Source organism: Phycobacter azelaicus (genome assembly GCF_014884385.1).
Lineage (GTDB): Bacteria > Pseudomonadota > Alphaproteobacteria > Rhodobacterales > Rhodobacteraceae > Phycobacter > Phycobacter azelaicus.
This window is the reverse complement of sequence record NZ_WKFH01000003.1, coordinates 3,316,924-3,335,339: the sequence shown is the minus strand read 5'-3', so window position 1 is coordinate 3,335,339 and position 18,416 is coordinate 3,316,924. Positions and strand designations below refer to the sequence as shown.

The 18,416-nt window shown below is 58.8% G+C and carries 13 protein-coding genes and 1 other RNA gene; 9 read left to right on the top strand and 5 right to left on the bottom strand.

Annotated elements, in window-relative coordinates; genetic code table 11:
* Window positions 1–124 precede the first annotated feature (124 nt).
* The 5 genes from chrA to INS80_RS17040 all read right to left on the bottom strand — a co-directional run bounded on the left by chrA (window position 125) and on the right by INS80_RS17040 (window position 3,925).
* The gene (gene chrA / locus INS80_RS17060) at window positions 125–1,414 is read right to left on the bottom strand and encodes a chromate efflux transporter (RefSeq protein ID WP_192966775.1); all 1,290 of its coding nucleotides are present in this window, start codon (window positions 1,412–1,414) and stop codon (window positions 125–127) included.
* 102 nt (window positions 1,415–1,516) lie between these two features.
* Window positions 1,517–1,966 carry an ester cyclase gene (locus tag INS80_RS17055; RefSeq protein ID WP_192966774.1) on the bottom strand — a complete coding sequence of 150 codons (450 nt, stop codon included), beginning with the start codon at window positions 1,964–1,966 and terminating at the stop codon, window positions 1,517–1,519.
* A gap of 179 nt (window positions 1,967–2,145) precedes the next feature.
* Entirely contained in the window at window positions 2,146–2,580 is a 435-nt protein-coding gene (locus tag INS80_RS17050; protein WP_192966773.1) for an ester cyclase, read from the bottom strand.
* A 178-nt stretch (window positions 2,581–2,758) separates the two neighbouring features.
* Window positions 2,759–3,135: a transfer-messenger RNA gene (gene ssrA / locus INS80_RS17045) on the bottom strand.
* Between the two features lie 28 nt (window positions 3,136–3,163).
* Window positions 3,164–3,925, bottom strand: coding sequence for a FadR/GntR family transcriptional regulator (locus INS80_RS17040; protein ID WP_192966772.1), 762 nt, complete (start codon window positions 3,923–3,925; stop codon window positions 3,164–3,166).
* Between the two features lie 186 nt (window positions 3,926–4,111).
* Between INS80_RS17040 and INS80_RS17035 the strand changes: the two genes are divergently transcribed.
* The 9 genes from INS80_RS17035 (at window position 4,112) to INS80_RS16995 (ending at window position 18,280) form a co-directional block, all read left to right on the top strand.
* Window positions 4,112–5,215 (top strand): dimethylsulfoniopropionate demethylase, encoded by a 1,104-nt coding sequence (locus INS80_RS17035; protein ID WP_192966771.1) that lies wholly within the window; start codon window positions 4,112–4,114, stop codon window positions 5,213–5,215.
* 17 nt (window positions 5,216–5,232) lie between these two features.
* Complete coding sequence (gene acuI, locus INS80_RS17030; protein ID WP_192966770.1) at window positions 5,233–6,225, top strand: acryloyl-CoA reductase; 993 nt, start codon at window positions 5,233–5,235, stop codon at window positions 6,223–6,225.
* A gap of 168 nt (window positions 6,226–6,393) precedes the next feature.
* Entirely contained in the window at window positions 6,394–7,617 is a 1,224-nt protein-coding gene (locus INS80_RS17025; protein WP_192966769.1) for an aminotransferase class V-fold PLP-dependent enzyme, read from the top strand.
* Window positions 7,618–7,647: 30 nt separating this feature from the next.
* Entirely contained in the window at window positions 7,648–9,093 is a 1,446-nt protein-coding gene (locus INS80_RS17020) for a cryptochrome/photolyase family protein (RefSeq protein WP_192966768.1), read from the top strand.
* Window positions 9,094–9,217: 124 nt separating this feature from the next.
* The gene (locus tag INS80_RS17015) at window positions 9,218–9,658 is read left to right on the top strand and encodes a TrgA family protein (RefSeq protein ID WP_192966767.1); all 441 of its coding nucleotides are present in this window, start codon (window positions 9,218–9,220) and stop codon (window positions 9,656–9,658) included.
* A 37-nt stretch (window positions 9,659–9,695) separates the two neighbouring features.
* Window positions 9,696–10,820, top strand: a complete 1,125-nt coding sequence (locus INS80_RS17010; RefSeq protein WP_192966766.1) for an NUDIX domain-containing protein — start codon at window positions 9,696–9,698, stop codon at window positions 10,818–10,820.
* A 78-nt stretch (window positions 10,821–10,898) separates the two neighbouring features.
* Window positions 10,899–11,933: a cysteine synthase A gene (locus tag INS80_RS17005; protein ID WP_192966765.1), complete on the top strand. Its 1,035-nt coding sequence runs from the start codon at window positions 10,899–10,901 to the stop codon at window positions 11,931–11,933.
* Window positions 11,934–11,939: 6 nt separating this feature from the next.
* On the top strand, window positions 11,940–14,369 hold the full coding sequence (locus tag INS80_RS17000; protein WP_192966764.1) for a DUF3772 domain-containing protein: 2,430 nt from the start codon (window positions 11,940–11,942) through the stop codon (window positions 14,367–14,369).
* An 824-nt stretch (window positions 14,370–15,193) separates the two neighbouring features.
* A complete protein-coding gene (locus INS80_RS16995) occupies window positions 15,194–18,280 on the top strand; it encodes a Hint domain-containing protein (RefSeq protein WP_192966763.1) in 3,087 nt (1,028 codons plus the stop codon).
* Window positions 18,281–18,416: the final 136 nt, after the last annotated feature.

Genomic DNA, 18,416 nt, shown 5'->3' with positions numbered 1-18,416 from the left:
GTACCCTCTTCTTCGTTGCCCTCAGCATAAGCGAATTTCGCGGAAACGAAATAGGTCCGGCATCGGATTTGGAAAAAATCATCTGTTTCTGGTAGGGCGGCGGGGCGCTGTGCTGCGCCATGCTTTAGGTACTAAACCCAAACGCGAACACCAGAAGGCCGACACTGGCCATCAGCCCGAGCAGGAAAGCCAGTCTTCCTTTGAGCATGAAGGCTGCAATCGTTGCGGTGACGGTCAGGCCAACAGCTTTAGGGTCAATGCTATCCCACTGCGGGAGCGCGAGCAGGAATGGGCCCACCTCGCTCTTGCTGACTTTGTGAAATAAGACGTGAAAGAGGAACCACAGGCTCAGGTTCAGAATTACCCCGGTGACGGCGCATGTGATTGCCTTGAGCGCATTGCCAAGGCGGGGATGTTGCGCGATCCGCTCCACGAAAGGCGCGGCCGCAAAGATCCAAAGGAAACAAGGAACGAACGTGGCCCATAAGGCGACCGCACCAGCCGCCACGAACAGGCCAAAGCCGCCTTGCGCATAGCCTGCCAGCATTGCCACAAACTGTGTGACCAGAATCAATGGGCCCGGTGTCGTTTCGGCCAACCCCAGCGCATCGATCATCTGGCCGGTTGAAATCCAGCCGTGGTCTTGGACAACTGTTTGCGTCATGTAAGCAAGCACCGCATAGGCGCCGCCAAAGGTCACTACTGCCAGCTTGGCAAAAAACCAGCCGATTGCTGCTAGAAACTCATATTGGAAGAGACCGAGAGTGACCAACGGAGCTAGCCACAACACCCCCCAGAAGAGCACCGTTTTGACGGTCTGTTTCGGCTCGGTCTTTGGCGCCCCTGAAGGGAAGCTGACAGGCCCCGTCGGGCGTAGAAGCAATCCGGCCAATCCGGCCGTAAGCACAACGACAGGGAAGGGCAGCCCCAGAAAGAACAGGGCGCAGAAGCCAAACCCCGACAAAGCCCAGTCGACAGGTGTTTTCAGGGCCTTGCCGCGCAATCTCCAGAGGGCCTGAAGTACAATGACAATTACGGCGGCCTTTATTCCGGCAAAGGCGCTTTGGACCGCGGGGAGGCTGCCGTAAGCCAAATAGCCCCATGCCAGCAAGGCGATGACGAGGGCGCCCGGTAGTACAAACAAGAGGCCCGCCAGAATGCCGCCCCAAAGCCCGCGCAGGCGCCACCCTGTATAGGTGCACAGTTGCATGGCCTCTGGGCCGGGCAGCAGCATGCAGAAAGACAATCCCCGCAGGTATTCGTCCTCGCTGAGCCACGCGCGCTCTTCGACCAGCTCGCGATGCATGAGAGCGATCTGGGCTGCCGGTCCGCCAAAGCTAATAAGGCCAATGCGGGAAAACGCGATTGCGAGGTCCCGCGTCGTCGGGCGCGTGCTGTGACAACCTGTGGACACGGGTCTTCTCCGATGCTGATGCCTGAGGTCCAGAACCAGCCTATAGACCAGCGGGAAGGCGTCGGACAGGATAAAGGGAGTGCGCGTCCCAAAGGGGCAGGTTTAACTGCCCCATACCAAACGTTCGCCGGTCAGGCAGATTGCCAGTGACTCCTCGGGGAGTTGCCCGAGTTGCTCGAACATCTTCATGTAGTCAATTGTCGAGGACAGTTCGGTGAGCTTTCCATCCTCAACGCGCGCGATGAAGTGACCAGAAAAACGGATGTCCGATTTTGTCACAGCAGATTGCGCCCGCACCAGCAGCTTTGCTGCGACAAGCTCGCCGCATTCCATCACATGTTCATATTCAAAGGAGATGTTGTCGAGCAGCCTGTTCAGGGTCATGACCATGTCGGCATAGTCTTGGCGTGAGCCTCCCAGAGCCGTGATTTGCCCTTCTATGGAGATGTCTGTCTGCGCAAGATCTTGGATTGCGGCGATGTCCGCCTTTTCCCAGAGCGTATTGAACCACTGTTTGACAACATCGAAATTGCTGCTGGGAAAGTCGCTCATGCTCAAGCACCTCGGTGGCGTTTGGAGTGTGGGTTAGTCAAGTAGAATTGTCGGCCGGAGGCAGTTGGACGCGTCATCACTTTGGGTTTCTTTTGTGCTGAGTTGTCCTGACACGATGGGCGAAATGCAAGCCTATTGAAAGGCTTGATCTCATTCTGAACAGGTCAGCGGAGCCGGGCTTAGCTGGCCCAGGTCAAGCGCTGACCAGTGAGGCAGATAGGAATCGTATCTGCTGGCAGAAGCTCCATCTGTTCCAGCAGCGACACGTAGTCAAAATGATTGTACGCCTCGACGATTTTTCCATCTTTGAACCGGGTCATGATCTGCCCGGTCACTTCCAGCGGGGCGCCCGTGTCACCACGCGTTGTGCGCACAATCACAAGGGCGGCAACCCAGTCGCCTTGTTCAATGACCTTGGCCAGATCGATTTTGAACTTGCCGACGTGGGCCTGAAAAGCCATGACCAGTTCTTGCAACTCGCCCGTGCCAACCTGTATCTCTGGAACGATACCAGTGGCGATCGTGTCGTTTGCGAAAAACTCCCCGATTTTGTCTAGGTTTCCTTTTTCCCAGACTTCTGTGTACCAGGCGCGAAGGTGTTCGGTATTGGTCATTCTTTTACTCCGTATGACGTGGAAGAAGCCGACAAACTCTCGATTAATCCCCAAAAAGAGCGTCTGGCCCATGATGCGAACGTGGAGGCCTATGATTTCGCCAGAGTATGGTAAGAACCGCCGCTGACAATTTTTGCAAAGCTCGTTCCGAGCGACACTGATCAGTTACAGGAGAGAAAGTGCAGGTTTCTGTTGCCAGGTACCTGCGAACCCCGCCTTACGCGGCTAGGCATAAGGACTTAAAGTCGGTTCGACTCGAACTGCTTACGCAGCCAGAGCAACCGGAGCACGATTGTCGTTTGCAATTGTACTGTTTTCGCCGGTAACGGTGGCAGACAGCCGAGACAAAGCTAACCCCTTTAGACGTTCGTCGATCCTATTTCGGCCCCCCGGTTCTGAAAGGCGTCCCCAAACGAAGGAAACCGCCAGAGGTTTATTGGTGGAGCCGCCGGGTACCGCCCCCGGGTCCGATCCGCTTATTACGAGCGCGTTTATGTCCATAGTCCCAGAACGAACATGGTAAATATACGGTTTGTGAGAGGAGATTTAAAGGGGGGAATTGGGATCAATAACTCGAAAATTGCTATGAATGTCGTGGAGGCGCCGACGCCAGGCGCGTCCCCTTGGCGCGTGCTGCAAAGACATCCGCAGCGAGCCTGCGGGTCTCGTATTCAAGGTCACTCAGTCCGGTGCTGGCCGCTTCTGCGTCGCGGGCTTGGATGGCATCCGCAATATCTGTGTGCAACGAGATGATCCGAGCGCGATCACGGGCGGTGAAGGTGATCATGTTCATGAGAGGCTGCATCGCCTCGACAGCGCCGACCAGTTGATAAGACAGCACCGGGTTGCAAGCCCCGTCCACCAGTGCCCGGTGAAACGTGACATCGGAGGCACAGAAAGCCTCGTCCGTGAGGCCCGGCTGTGACTGCCTGAAGATTTCGGCGCGCATCGTGGCTAGCTGATCCGCCGTTCGACGCTGCGCCGACAGCGATGCGCAGGCGCGCTCGAGCGCGTAGCGCGCCTCGCAGGCTGTATCAAAGCTGATGGCATTCATCGAAAGCAGCAGGGTCGAGGTGGTTATATGTTGGTCGTAGGCATCTTCATAACTGAGCCGATTGACAAAGGCGCCGCCGGTGGCCCCGCGCTGCGTGCGAATCAGGGACTGCGCCGCGAGCCTTTTCAAAGCCTCCCGGACTGTCGGCCTCGACACCCGGAAGTGATCGGACAACTCTGCCTCGGACGGAAGCCGTTCGTCCACAATCAGGGTGCCGTCGACAATCGCGTCCTTGATGGCCTGGGCGATCTGGGCGGATAGGTCTTCGGGGCGGCTGGGGTCGATTTGCATGGTATCGCCTTATTTCCGTACTGAAGGTCAGGGCCGAGGTGGCTCGCCGGTATGATACGCCTTTCGAGGGAGCCAAGAAATTATTTGTCAGACATTTAAAAGTCTGACATTTAAACTTCAAGTTCTGAGTCGCGCTCTGCAGCCCGGTTTGGCGCAGAGGTTCACCATTGCCTGGGAGGATTTGCAATGGCCCTGATCTCACCATCCCGCCGCCTGAGGCGCACCCCGTTTTCCGAAGGAGTGGAGGCCGCCGGCGTCAAGGGATACACCGTTTACAATCACATGCTACTGCCGACGGTGTTCGACAGCGTCGAGGCAGACTACCACCACCTGAAACGTCACGTGCAAGTCTGGGACGTTGCCTGCGAGCGCCAGGTCGAATTGCGCGGACCCGATGCGGGCCGATTGATGCAGATGCTGACCCCGCGCGATCTGCGGGGAATGACGCCCGGCCAATGCTATTATGTCCCGATCGTGGATGAAACAGGTGGAATGCTGAACGATCCGGTCGCCGTCAAGCTGGCCGAGGATCGCTGGTGGATTTCCATTGCTGACAGCGATCTTCTTTACTGGGTCAAGGGAATCGCCAACGGCTGGCGGCTGGATGTCTTGGTGGATGAGCCTGATGTGTCGCCATTGGCCGTGCAGGGGCCAAAGGCCGAAGAGCTGATGGTGCGGGTTTTTGGTGAAAGCATCCGCAACATCCGCTTCTTCCGCTTTGGTGTCTATCAGTTCCAGGGGCATGATCTGGTCATTGCGCGCTCTGGCTACTCCAAGCAGGGCGGTTTCGAGATCTACGTGGAGGGCAGCGAATTCGGCATGCCCTTGTGGCGGAAACTGTTTGAGGCGGGCGAGGATCTGGAGGTGCGCGCCGGTTGCCCCAACCTGATCGAGCGGATCGAAGGTGGTCTTCTGAGCTATGGGAACGACATGACGGACGACAACACGCCCCATGAATGCGGGCTTGGCCGGTTCTGTAATACCCACACGGCCATTGGCTGCATCGGGCGGGATGCGCTATTGCGGGTGGCAAAGGAAGGTCCTGTGCAACAAATCCGACCTATTGCCATCGATGGCGATGCGGTGCCGCCTTGTGATCGGTTCTGGCCGGTCTACTCCGGCGGTCGCAAGGTTGGACGCATCTCATCGGCGGCCTGGTCGCCCGACTTTCAGACCAATGTGGCCATCGGAATGGTGCGCATGACCCATTGGGATGAGGGGAGCAGACTCGAAGTGGAAACGCCGGACGGCATGCGATCTGCCACCGTGCGTGAGAAGTTCTGGATTTAACACGAAAGGATACTGGCATGTTCAATGCATTGATGGTGAACAAGGACGAGGAAACCGGCAAGACTTCTGCCGCAGTTGAGCAGATCGGCCTCGATGATCTGCCCGATGCGGACGTGACGGTTGCTGTCGAGTATTCAACCGTGAATTACAAGGACGGCCTGTGCATCGGCCCCGGTGGGGGGCTTGTGCGCAAGTATCCGCACATTCCCGGAATCGATTTTGCAGGCACGGTCGAAAGCTCAGCTGACGCGCGATACAAAGCGGGCGACAAGGTGGTTCTGACAGGTTGGCGCGTAGGCGAAGCCCACTGGGGCGGCTATGCGCAAAAGGCGCGGGTGAGGGCAGACTGGCTGGTTCCGTTGCCGGGGGGGCTTGATACCCGGCAGGCAATGGCTGTGGGCACTGCCGGCTTTACCGCCATGCTCGCTGTGATGGCCCTGGAGGATCATGGAATGAGCAAGGACCACGGCCCGGTTCTGGTCACTGGCGCCGCGGGCGGTGTTGGTTCGGTTGCGACCGCGATCCTGGCGCATCTGGGCTACGAAGTTGCCGCCGTCACGGGGCGGCCCGAGACCGAGGACTACCTGCGCGGCCTGGGCGCCAGCCAGATTGTCGCGCGTGAAGAGATCAACGAAACGGTCAAGCGTCCGCTGGAAAGCGAAACTTGGGCCGGTTGTGTCGATGCCGTCGGCGGCGCCATGCTCGCGCGTGTGCTGGGTCAGATGAAATACGGCGCCTCGGTTGCGGCGGTGGGCCTAGCAGGCGGCGCGGCCCTGCCTGCGACCGTGGTGCCGTTCCTGTTGCGGGGGGTCAACCTTCTGGGGATCGACTCCGTCATGCAACCTTACGAGAACCGCTTGCGTGCCTGGGAGCGGATCGCCACAGATCTGCCAATGGACAAGCTTGAGGCGATGATTCAGCCCGCGACGCTTCAGGATCTGCCCAAGCTTGGCGCCGACATTCTGAAAGGTCAGGTCAAGGGACGTGTGGTTGTGGATGTAAACGCCTGAGGCCAACGACAGAAGAAGACCTTTGCAACGCGCGGCGTCGACCCGCGCGTTGCCTTTTGTGCGGCAGACAGGCCGCCTTGGAACCTCGGAAGCCAGAAGGCCAGCTGCGCTTGACCTTTGTACGCAAGATCTGCATCCATTTCCCGGTGGCTGACATGGGGGTAGAGAATGGCGCTTGATATCGATTTTGTCCGGGGGCAGTTCCCGGCGTTCTCCGAAGCATCGCTGCAAGGTCAGGCCTTCTTTGAAAATGCTGGTGGCTCCTACACCTGCCAGCCGGTGATTGATCGGCTGACTCGGTTCTACATGCAACGCAAAGTCCAGCCCTATGCACCCTATGAGGCCTCGAGCCTGGCTGGCGCAGAAATGGATGAAGCGCGCCAGCGGCTGGCGGGGATCCTAGGGGTTCAGAGCGATGAGGTGAGCTTCGGCCCCTCTACCACGCAGAACACCTATGTGCTGGCCCAGGCTTTTCGCCAGTTTCTGACACCGGGGGAGGCAATTGTCGTCACCAATCAGGACCATGAGGCCAACACAGGCCCCTGGCGCCGTCTTGCTGAAGAGGGGATCGAGATCCGGGAATGGAAAATCGATCCAACCACCGGGCATCTTGATCCTCGCAATCTGGAAACCTTGCTGGATGAAAATGTGCGGCTTGTCTGCTTTCCGCATTGCTCGAATGTGGTCGGTGAAATCAATCCTGTGACGGAGATCACCGCCCTGTGCCACGCGGCAGGAGCGTTTGTCTGCGTGGATGGGGTCTCCTATGCGCCGCATGGGCTGCCGAATGTGGACGATCTGGGCCCTGACATCTACCTGTTCTCGGCCTATAAAACCTATGGTCCCCATCAGGGCATCATGGTGATCCGTCGTGCCTTGGGGGAGCTGCTGCCGAACCAGGGGCACTATTTCAACGGCGATGTGCTCTACAAGCGTTTTACGCCCGCCGGGCCGGATCACGCGCAGGTTGCCGCCTCTGCGGGCATGGCGGATTACATCGACGCCCTGTGCGACCATCATGCGGGTCCTGCCGAAGGTGCCGCTGCACGTGCCGGATTTGTACACGATCTGATGCGAGCCCATGAGGCAAAGCTTTTGCAGCCGCTTTTGGATGCTTTGAAGGGCCGTAATGATCTGCGGCTTCTGGGGCCGACACAAGCCGAGAACCGCGCGCCCACCGTGGCCGTGGCGGTCAATCGCCCGGGCGTCGAGGTGGCAAAAGACCTTGCCGCTCATGGGATCATGGCCGGTGGTGGCGATTTCTATGCCGGGCGCGCGCTAGAGGCGATGGGGGTGGATGCTCAAACCGGTGTTTTGAGGATGAGTTTCACCCATTACACCACTGAAAATGAGGTGACACGGTTGATCGAGGCCCTAGATCGCGTGCTGTAAAAGACACTCCAGCACGAGGTCACGTCTCACATGAGCAGTCAAGCCCCGGCACAAGCGCCGGTCATCTGGTGGATCCGGCGCGATCTGCGCCTTGCCGATAACCCCGCACTGACCGCCGCCGTTGAACGCGGCGCGCCTGTGATTCCGCTTTATATCCTGGACGGGCAGGAAGAGGCCCTTGGCGCAGCCCCAAAGTTTCGCCTTGGTCTGGGGCTGGCACATTTTGCCAAGGTTCTGGCCGGGCGCGGAAGTCTCCTGATCCTGCGACGCGGGGATGCGCAACAGGTCTTGTCCGATGTGGTTAAAGAAACCGGAGCAGGGGCCGTCTATTGGTCTCGCCTCTACGACCCGGATGCGATTTCCCGAGACACTGCCGTCAAGGAAACGCTGAAATCAGGCGGGCTCGAAGCCAAGTCCTTCGGCGGGCGCTTATTGTTTGAGCCTTGGACGGTGGAGACCAAGGCAGGCGGTATGTTCCGGGTCTACACGCCCTTCTGGAAAGCCGTTCGGGAGCGGGAGCCCGCCGCGCTTTTGCCCGAGCCGAGCAAGATACCTGCGCCAGATGTCTGGCCCGACAGCGAAGATCTTGATGCGTGGCAAATGGGTGCGGCGATGCGGCGCGGGGCTGATGTCGTAAAAGACCATTGCCGTGTCGGAGAGGCCGCAGCCCTGGACCGGCTCGATGAATTTCTGGATGAAGCGGTTGTTCGCTACAAGGATTTGCGGGATTTTCCGGCGCTTGATGCGACGTCGGGCCTGTCGGAAAACCTTGCATGGGGTGAGATCAGCCCGCATCGAATGTGGCACCTGGGCCAGCGCGCGATGGAGCAAAGCCGCAATGGGGCCGAGCATTTCCTCAAAGAGGTGGTTTGGCGCGAGTTTGCCTATCATCTGATGTATCATTCGCCCGAAATCCTGACCCGAAACTGGCGATCTGAATGGGACAGCTTTGGCTGGCGCACTGAAACAACCCCGGAGGTTGAAGCCTGGATGCGCGGGCAGACTGGTTATGACTTCATCGATGCCGCCATGCGTGAGCTTTATGTGACAGGCAAGATGCACAACCGAGCGCGCATGATCGTGGCGAGTTTTCTGTGTAAACACCTGATGGTGCACTGGAAGGTCGGCATGGACTGGTTTGCCGAATGTCTGGTGGATTGGGATCCGGCGTCGAATGCGATGGGCTGGCAATGGGTCGCCGGGTCTGGACCGGACGCGGCGCCGTTTTTCCGCATCTTCAACCCGGAAGGGCAGCTCGACAAGTTCGATGCGGATCGCCGTTACACCCGCCACTGGATCGCCGAAGGCCAACAGAACCCACCAAAGACGGCCATGGCGTTCTTTGATGCCGCGCCGCGGAGCTGGGATCTGAAACCCGGTCAACCCCGCGCGAGACCCCTGATCGATCTCAAGGTCGGCCGAGAAAGGGCATTGAACGCCTACAGCGCCAACCGCAAGTCCGATCAGGCAACTTGAGTCGGGGTTGAGTTCACAGGGTTTGGCCTCTTGCGGATGGCGACATAAAACGGGAAAGTGCCAGTGAAAAAGAGCCGCAAAGCCTTCGGCGGGTCGGCCACACTGCAAGACGGGACAGCTTCTCATGCCCAATGGAGCCAGATTGATCGCAGCCCTCTCGATGGCGGCGCTGGCATTTGTTGCATCGCAACTGATTATGCCTCTCATGCCAGACGGCACGGATTTTGGCTATTTTATCTATGTGAACATGGCGATCGGTATTGTGACCGGCTGGGTTTTGATGGGACGACGCGCAGGCGGCGGGCTGGTTCCGGCCATCAACAACGGTCTAACCGGGATGGCGGTCATGGTGTTTTGGGGCCTCTTTGCGCAGGGCGTCTGGGAGATGGTCAGGCTGGCGATGCGCCATCGCTATGATGGCCCTTTTGAGGCGCTGACTGCGATCTTCACTATCGGGCTGGATTACTTCTTTGTGATGGCTGTACCGCAGGTCCTGCTGGCGCTTGCCATCGGCGGAGTCGTGGCGGGGCTTGCCACGGAGAATGCCCACCGCCGCTGGCGCTGAGCCTCCCGGCCTCTCCTCGAAAAAAGGAACCTTCAGCTTGGCTGACCTATTTTTATACGGAACCCTTCAGTATCCGGAGCTGCTGTCCTGCGTGCTGGGGCGTGATGCTGACGACCTGCACATCGAAACCGCCACGCTTGCCGATCATCAGGTTCTGCAGGTGTCTGGCCAGCCGTTTCCTGTGATTGTTGCCTATGACGGCGCTCGGATAACGGGGCGTCTTGTGCGCGGGCTTTCGACAGAGGATCTTGAGGCGCTCGAATTCTACGAAGGGGGCTTTGGCTACACGCTGAAACCGGTTTCGGTTGCGCTTGGCACCGGTGGAACCTGCAAGGCTGAGGTCTACTTCCCGGATCGCGCGCTTGCGACTGACGGCCCTTGGGATCTTGCGGCCTGGATTGAGGAATGGGGGGATCTGTCAGTCAGGGCCGCAGCGGAGGTGATGGCCTATCGGGGGCGAATGAGCCCGGAGGAAATCGCAACGGTCTTTCCGTCGATACGCCGTCGCGCATCGGCCTGGTTGGCTGCTCAGGCAAGGCCCGAAGATCCTGAGCATGATTTGTCGCTGGATGTACGCGTGCACAGGCATAAACGTGCCTTCATGAACTTCTTCGCGATGGAGGAAATGGATCTGCAATTCCGCCGCTATGATGGCACTCTCAGCCCGGTGATCAATCGCTGCGTGGCTCTTGTGGGGCGGGCGGCGATCGTTCTGCCCTATGATCCGCTGCGAGACGAAGTGCTTCTGATCGAGCAGTTTCGGGCTGCAACCTTCATCGCTGGTGAAAAGCGCCCTTGGATGTGGGAGCCGGTTGCCGGCTTGATTGACCCAGGCGAAACTCCAGAGGACGCAGCTTTGCGCGAAGCGGCTGAGGAGGCCGGTTTGAACGTATCCCGACTTGAGCCGGTGGGGGAGGTTTATTCGTCCAGCGGGGCTTCCGGGGAATTTCTTCACATCTTCGTGGGGCTGACGGATCTGCGTGACGTTCAGGGTGGCGGCGGGCTGGACAGTGAAAACGAAGATATCCGCAGTAAAGTCATTTCGTTCCGGGAATTGATGGATGGGGTGGACAATCGTATCTATCAGGACATGCCATTGGTGACAGCGGCACTGTGGCTGGCTCGGCACCGGGAGAGGCTTCGGGCGCTTGGCCGTGAATAGGCCAATTGCCGGAGTTGCATGCCTTGTGATCAGGCATGGGCTTGGCTAAGTCTTTGGGGAACGACTGAAAGGGATACCATGCGCATTGCACGTGATCTGGCCGATGCGATCGGCCATACGCCTCTGATCCGGCTGAACCGCGTCAGCGAGGAAACCGGTTGTGAAATCCTCGGCAAGGCGGAGTTCATGAACCCCGGCCAGTCCGTGAAAGATCGCGCGGCGCTCTACATCATCCGCGACGCAATTGCGCGCGGTGATCTGAAGCCGGGCGGCACCATCGTGGAAGGCACGGCCGGTAACACGGGGATCGGCTTGGCGCTGGTGGGCGCTTCGATGGGCTTCAAGACCGTGATTGTGATCCCGGAAACCCAGTCCGAAGAGAAAAAGGACATGCTGCGCCTTGCAGGTGCGCAACTGGTGCAGGTGCCCGCCGCGCCCTATCGTAACCCCAACAACTTCGTGCGCTATTCTGAACGTCTGGCCAAGGAACTGGCAAAGACCGAGCCCAATGGCGCGATCTGGGCCAACCAGTTCGACAATGTTGCCAACCGTCAGGCCCATGTTGAGACCACCGGTCCCGAAATCTGGGAACAGACCGACGGCAAGGTCGATGGGTTTATCTGCGCGGTGGGCTCGGGTGGCACGCTGGCCGGTGTTGCCGAGGCGCTTCAGCCCAAGGGCGTGAAGATCGGTCTGGCCGATCCGATGGGTGCGGGGCTTTACAGCTATTACACGACGGGTGAGATCGCGATGGAGGGCTCCTCCATTGCCGAAGGGATCGGTCAGGTGCGTATCACCAAGAACCTTGAAGGTTTCACCCCGGATTTCAACTATCAGGTGCCGGACGACGAAGCGCTGCCTTACGTCTTTGACCTTCTGCACAACGAAGGGCTGGTGCTTGGCGGCTCGTCTGCCATCAACATCGCCGGCGCTGTGCGCATGGCCAAGGAGATGGGACCGGGCAAGACCATCGTGACCGTGTTGTGCGACTATGGCACCCGCTATCAGTCCAAGTTGTTCAATCCGGATTTCCTGCGGGAAAAAAGCCTGCCTGTGCCCGACTGGATGACACATGCTCCGGCTTCGATCCCGGGCGTGTTTGAAGACCTCTAAAGTAGAATGGCACGCGCGAGTTCACTGCTACGGGTCTGGTGTCTTGGTCTGGTGCTGCTTGTCGGCCTCGCCGTTTCAGCGCTGGCCCAGGTCACTGAAAAAGAGCGTGCCTATGTGGCAGAATGGCAGAAGACGGCCTCCCGCGCAGAACAGGTCATTGACGCCAATCGCGCCTCCAGCGCCGCGCTGGAGCAGCTGCGCAGTGAGCTGGTGCGCTATCGTCAGACCTTCCTGACTGCGAGCACCGAAAACGCGGACAGGATCCGCACACTGGAAGGCCAGTTGCAGGCATTGGGGCCTGCGCCCGAAGACGGCAAAACCGAGGCTGAAGACATCGCGCAGCTGCGGGCCAGTCTGCAGGATCAACTGAGCGCCCTGCGTGTGCCACGGGTGGTGGCAGAAGAATCCTACAGTCGCGCCGCCGGTTTGATCTCCGAGATCGATAAAATCGTCAGGGAACGGCGCACCAAACGCCTGTTAGAGCGGGGACCGTCGCCGCTCAACCCCCAGCACTGGCCGACTGCCTTGGCGGCCCTGTCCGAAGCAGGTGTCGCCATTTGGCACGAAAGCACCGCGCAATTCTCCAATGACACCACGCAAGAGCGGATAGGTGACAACCTGCCGGCCATCCTCGTTCTTTCGGCTCTTTCGATACTGCTGCTGCTTCGGGGGCGTCCCTGGGCGCGGTCAATCGGCCATTATCTGCGACAATTTGGGGCGCGGGGAACCGGCGTGTGGACCTTCGTTGTGTCTCTGCTCCAGGTTGCCTTGCCTTTCACCGGAATCTTGCTGCTGACCACAGCGATTGATCTGTCTGGTGTGCTTGGGCTGCGCGGCACGCTTCTGAGCGATTATGTGCCCTATTGGGCCTTGATGATTTTGGGATTTCACTGGCTAGGGGAACAGCTTTTCCCACCCGGGGGCGCAGAGGCCCTTCTTGGTGTGCCGGATAATCGTCGGCGGCAAGCTCGCTTGCTGGTGGACCTGCTGGCCATTGTGCTGGTGTTGCAGGATGCGTTGATCCGCATGGAACAGATCGAACGGTTCTCAGGAGAATCCCATGCCGTTCTTGGTTTTCCACTTGTTTTGGGCGCCGCTCTGCTTCTGTTGCGCGTGCAGCGGCTCGCTCTGGTGCCGCATCAGGACCGTGTAACCGAAGGTGATGACGGCGGCGTCAGCGGTCTTGGCCGGGTCTTGGCCCTCATCCGGCGTGGCAGCATATTCCTTGCGGTTGTTTCCCCTGTTCTGGCGGCGGTGGGTTATACCAATGCCGCAGAGGCGCTGATTTACCCTGCAATTTCGAGCATTGCGCTTTTTGGCGTCATTCTGGTCTTGCAGCGCTTCATAGGCGATATCTACGGCCTGGTCAGCGGCAAAGGGCAGGCTGCCCGAGACTCACTGTTCGCGGCGCTGATCGGCTTTGTTTTGGTGTTGATGGCGCTGCCTTTGCTGGCCCTGATCTGGGGTGCGCGTGTGGCGGATCTGACAGAGCTGTGGTCGCGGTTTTTGGCGGGTTTCCAGATCGGTGATACGCGCATCTCGCCAGCAGCCTTCCTGAGCTTTGCCGTGGTCTTTGGCGTTGGCTATGTGGTCACCCGGATCGTGCAAAGCAGCCTTCGTAACTCCCTGCTGCCTAAAACCCGGATCGATCCGGGCGGACAGAATGCGATTGTGTCAGGGCTTGGCTATGTGGGGATCTTCCTGTCCGCTGTCGTTGCGATCTCGCTTGCTGGGCTTGATCTGTCGTCGCTGGCCATTGTGGCCGGTGCCCTGTCGGTCGGGATTGGTTTCGGCCTTCAAACCATTGTTTCAAATTTTGTATCCGGAATCATTTTGTTGATCGAGCGCCCAATCTCCAAAGGCGACTGGATCGAGGTTGGCGGTTTGATGGGCTATGTCCGTGACATCTCCGTGCGCTCAACCCGGATTGAGACCTTTGATCGCACCGATGTGATCGTGCCGAATTCCGACCTCATCAGTGGTACAGTCACCAATTATACCCGGAACAATACGGTCGGCCGCGTTATCGTTCCCGTCGGCGTTGCATATGGAACCGATTTGAGACTGGTCGAATCCATCCTGATGGAAATCGCCGAAGCCCATCCCATGGTCCTGATGAACCCAGGGCCGAGTGTCATATTCCAGGGGTTTGGTGGCGACAGTCTCGAGTTTGAGATCCGGGCAATTCTGCGTGATGTGAACTGGGTGCTGTCGGTCAAGTCGGACATGAACTACGAGATCGCGCGGCGCTTCCAAGAAGAGGGAATAGAAATTCCGTTTGCCCAGCGCGATATATGGATCCGCAACCTGGATCGTCTTCCAACTGCCTCTGGCGGCGGTGTTGCGTTCGATGCGGAGCCAGGCCGCCCCTCCACGGCTCCGGTAAAGCCTGATCTCCATGATCTCGACCCGGATGCTGCCGAAGGGGACGACTGATTTTTCGCCGGGCCATTGCTGCCGTTCAAGACAGGCAGAAGTGAGGGATGGTTGCCTCTCTTGCCAACGGGTTGAAACGCGAAAGCCCTGTGAGGGCGGCGAATTTCTGACGATTCGGTGTGCCGACCCGGGAGTATAGTTTCGAACTTGGTGACAGTGGTTGTCAAATCGCAGCATTGTCCTCGAAATCACTTGTTGTGGCAAGGAGCGGGAAACTCGCGGTCTTTGCGGTGGCTATTTGCGGGAATTCGCGATATTGAATGCGAATTGGAAACAGTTCTAACCAAAACGCGGCTTTTTCCGCCTAACGAGGCTTGCCAGGACTGGTCCATGATTTGGGAAGAACCTGTTAAGATTTTGGAAACTAATTAAAAAGGTTCCTCACTGAGCGCTGCTTGCCGATTTACGGCTTTCGGCCGAACCTGCGGCGGCCAAAATAGACAGTATACAATTTCGTTAAACTTTTTCCTTTGCCCGTATCTTGTGCTGCAGTAATTTGAAATTGCCCGTTTGGGGGGGCTTCGCGGTTCGAGCGCTGATTGTTTGTAGTGTACGTTTAGTTTGGTGCTCAGTGCTCAGTGTTCGGTTTCGGATTTGTCGTCATGCCTATGTTGGTTCGTGATGATTTTCGCCGTGTCGGCCATGTGCCGCTGGTGCGTCACGTATTGATCATTACTGCGGTCGTTAACGCTGATCTCCCCCTCTTCTTTGTAACGGGCCGCACTGCGGCATGTGCTGCACCTGCGTTGTCTCGCCGGTCCCGGTTGATGGTTCGGCGCCAAACATGGTTTTAGGTGCGATGACGTGCCGCCGAGGAGACTCTTATGGCTAACAATTTTGACAACCCATATTCCGCCAATCTGGTTGGACTCTGGGACTTCAGAGATGGTTATACACAGGATGACACCGGCCTCGGTGACGGCATAGCGCAAGACGGTGTCGGTTCTCCGAGCACGACTTACTCTGGTGGTTGGATGATGGGGAATGGCAGCGACAGCCAGTTCACCGTCGACGGCAGTCAGGATGATCCGTTCGATCTGACCGAAGGCACCGTCATCACGACCTTCCGCCCCAACAGCCCTCCGGATGCAGGGCACCAGACTGTCGTGAGCCGCGGTCTTGACGAAGAAGGCGACAGTGATGGGGAGCTTTTCGAAATTCGCACGACATCTGCGGGCGCGGTTGAGATTGTTCATGCAGATGGCGGTGCCTCTGTGCTGCTGTCGACGGATCCCGGTTTCTTCACCTTTGGCGATGTATTGAACGTCAAGTACAGCTGGACCGATGGTGGTCAGACGATGGTCGTGGAGAATATTACCCAAGGCACCGTTGCAACGGCTGGTGACGATGTGTCGGGCCTGACCCTCGATCTTGTTGGCGCGGGCGACGACAGCTTTTCCATCGGCGCCGCCGGGGATGGCACGCAGTCCTTTGACGGGATGATCGACTACGTTGCCGTGCTGGATGAGGACGTCATCGCTGGCGGGCTTGACGGCATTGTCGAAGGTGGCGCCACGGACGATCTGATTGATCTCGGCTACACCGGTGATCCCGAGGGCGACCGGATCGACGCCAGCGATGCAATCAACCCATCTGTCGATCCCGATGCTGATCTGGTCAGTGCCGGAGCAGGAGATGACACGGTTCTGGCGGGTGATTCTGACGACACCATCCATGGTGGGGCAGGGGCCGACAGCCTGAGCGGCGGTGCGGGCAATGACGTCTTCGAAGGCGATACCGATGCGCCCGGAGCGGGCAGCAGCACCCGTGAAGTGTTCCAGTGGGATCTCGCGCCGGACCCGGATGATGCCAGCGCCGTCGATGACGGCGATGATCTGAGCGGAGGCTTCAGCCAGGACACTGGATCAGTCACGGTCGACTTCTCTGTGCTGTCGCAGTCCCCGGATGCGGATACAGAGTTTGGTGATGTGACGCAGTTCACTGGTAACATTGACACCGGTGGGAACGCTGCTGATGCCAATAGCGGTCTGGCATCGGACATGAACGGGGATGGAAACAGCGCCGCTTACCAGCTTGAATTCTCGGACTCGGTGGGCAACGTGTCTTTCCGGGTTAACGACATCGATGGTGACAGCAACGTCCATATCACCGCCTATGACGCTGCAGGGAACCCTGTTGTGGTAAACCTGGCGGGCGGCCCTGCTCTTACCCTGTCGGATACGGACGCTGTGCCGGGATTTGACAACGCCGGGGTAACCGTTTCGGGAACCTATGTCAGCGACGACAATCCAGATCATTCGTTGCTGGTGACAATTCCAGGTCCTGTTTCAAGGATCGTGATCGAACATAGTCAGGACGGAACCAACAACAGCGAGATCGATGTCACGGATGTCTATTTTGACGCCACCGACCCGACCGCGCCGATTGTACCCGGCAATGACACCATTGATGGCGGTGACGGAGATGACGCGATCTTCGGCAACGGCGGCGATGACAGTCTGATCGGTGGCGATGGCTCCGACAGTGTCGACGGCGGCGAAGGCGACGATTTCATCGATACCTCCGGCAATGAGCCTACTCCGCTACCTGATCGTGGCTTTCCGGGATATACGGGTACAACGCCGCCCATCCCGCCGATCCCGGCCGATCCGGATCCGACCGATGACATGGACACCGTGGCAGGTGGCGCGGGAAATGACACCATCTTCACCGGAGATGACGCGGATCTTATTTCGGGTGGAACTGGCGATGATGTGATTAATGCCGGTATCGACGATGACACGGTCGATGGTGGTGCTGACAATGATGTGATCACCGGGGGCGAAGGTGCCGACGTGCTTTTGGGTGGTGCGGGTGACGACACGCTCTATGGGGGCCTCGACCCGGCTTTCCCGGATGGTCTCAACATCATGGACGATGGCGCCGACGGCCGCCCGGTTGATCCTGACATCACCAACGGTATGGACACGATCGAAGGGGGCGCCGGCAACGATCTGATCTTCGGTCAGGACGATGACGACCTGATTTCGGGCGGTGATGGCGACGATACGATCGACGCGGGCATCGACGACGACACCGTGGCCGGTGGCGCCGGAAACGATGTGATCACCGGGGGGCATGGCACGGACTCGCTCAGCGGCGGTGCGGATCGGGATACCTTTATTGGCGGCACCGACGGAGATACAGTTGATGGCGGCTCGGGTGGGGACGATTACGATACTCTGGACCTGACCGGGCAGAACTTCGTGATCACGTCCCGCACTCTGGATGCAGATGGCAACAGCTATTCGGGAAGCATCGATCTGCTTGACGGTTCGGATTCGGTCATCGGGACTATGACCTACCGCGAGATCGAGCGGATCATTCCCTGTTTCACGCCGGGCACCCTGATTGCCACTCCAAACGGAGAGCGGAAGGTCGAAGAGCTGAAGGCGGGCGACCGCGTCATTACCCGCGACAACGGTATTCAGGAAATCCGCTGGATCGGAACGCGCAGCCTGACAGATCAAGACCTGGCACATGCCGCGCATCTGCAACCGGTCCTTATCCGCAAAGGGGCCTTGGGCAACGGTCTACCGGAACGCGACATGATGGTCAGCCCGAACCACCGGGTCTTGGTCGCCAATGACAAGACGGCACTCTACTTCGAAGATCGCGAGGTTCTGGTTGCAGCCAAGCATCTGACCGGACTTGAGGGCATCGACGCGGTCGAAACCACGGCTGTCACCTACATCCACTTCATGTTCGATCAGCACGAGGTGGTGCTGTCAGACGGGGCCTGGACCGAAAGCTTCCAGCCTGGCGATCTGACCCTGCGCGGCCTCGACACGGACCAGCGCAACGAGGTGCTTGAACTGTTCCCCGAGCTGAAAACAGCCGAAGGGCGTGAAGCCTATACCTCGGCGCGCCGCTCGCTCAAGAAACACGAAGCCCAGCTGTTGGTGCACTGATCTGGGTCACCCTGTCGCCTGGGGAGGAACGACAGGAAAGAGCCGCGCGGTGAAAGAGCATCGGCACACATGGAGAGCAGGGCTGTGATGGCCCTGCTCTTTGTCTTTGTGGAGCGTGTCGCTGTGTTTGTGGCCC

What these genes read in the sequence shown, in the direction of transcription:
- INS80_RS17055 (WP_192966774.1), bottom strand. Translation starts at nt 1,966, where the DNA reads ATGAGCGACTTTCCCAGCAGCAATTTCGATGTTGTCAAACAGTGGTTC.
- INS80_RS17050 (WP_192966773.1), bottom strand. Translation starts at nt 2,580, where the DNA reads ATGACCAATACCGAACACCTTCGCGCCTGGTACACAGAAGTCTGGGAA.
- INS80_RS17040 (WP_192966772.1), bottom strand. Translation starts at nt 3,925, where the DNA reads ATGCAAATCGACCCCAGCCGCCCCGAAGACCTATCCGCCCAGATCGCC.
- INS80_RS17035 (WP_192966771.1), top strand. Translation starts at nt 4,112, where the DNA reads ATGGCCCTGATCTCACCATCCCGCCGCCTGAGGCGCACCCCGTTTTCC.
- acuI (WP_192966770.1), top strand. Translation starts at nt 5,233, where the DNA reads ATGTTCAATGCATTGATGGTGAACAAGGACGAGGAAACCGGCAAGACT.
- INS80_RS17025 (WP_192966769.1), top strand. Translation starts at nt 6,394, where the DNA reads ATGGCGCTTGATATCGATTTTGTCCGGGGGCAGTTCCCGGCGTTCTCC.
- INS80_RS17020 (WP_192966768.1), top strand. Translation starts at nt 7,648, where the DNA reads ATGAGCAGTCAAGCCCCGGCACAAGCGCCGGTCATCTGGTGGATCCGG.
- INS80_RS17015 (WP_192966767.1), top strand. Translation starts at nt 9,218, where the DNA reads ATGCCCAATGGAGCCAGATTGATCGCAGCCCTCTCGATGGCGGCGCTG.
- INS80_RS17005 (WP_192966765.1), top strand. Translation starts at nt 10,899, where the DNA reads ATGCGCATTGCACGTGATCTGGCCGATGCGATCGGCCATACGCCTCTG.
- INS80_RS17000 (WP_192966764.1), top strand. Translation starts at nt 11,940, where the DNA reads ATGGCACGCGCGAGTTCACTGCTACGGGTCTGGTGTCTTGGTCTGGTG.
- INS80_RS16995 (WP_192966763.1), top strand. Translation starts at nt 15,194, where the DNA reads ATGGCTAACAATTTTGACAACCCATATTCCGCCAATCTGGTTGGACTC.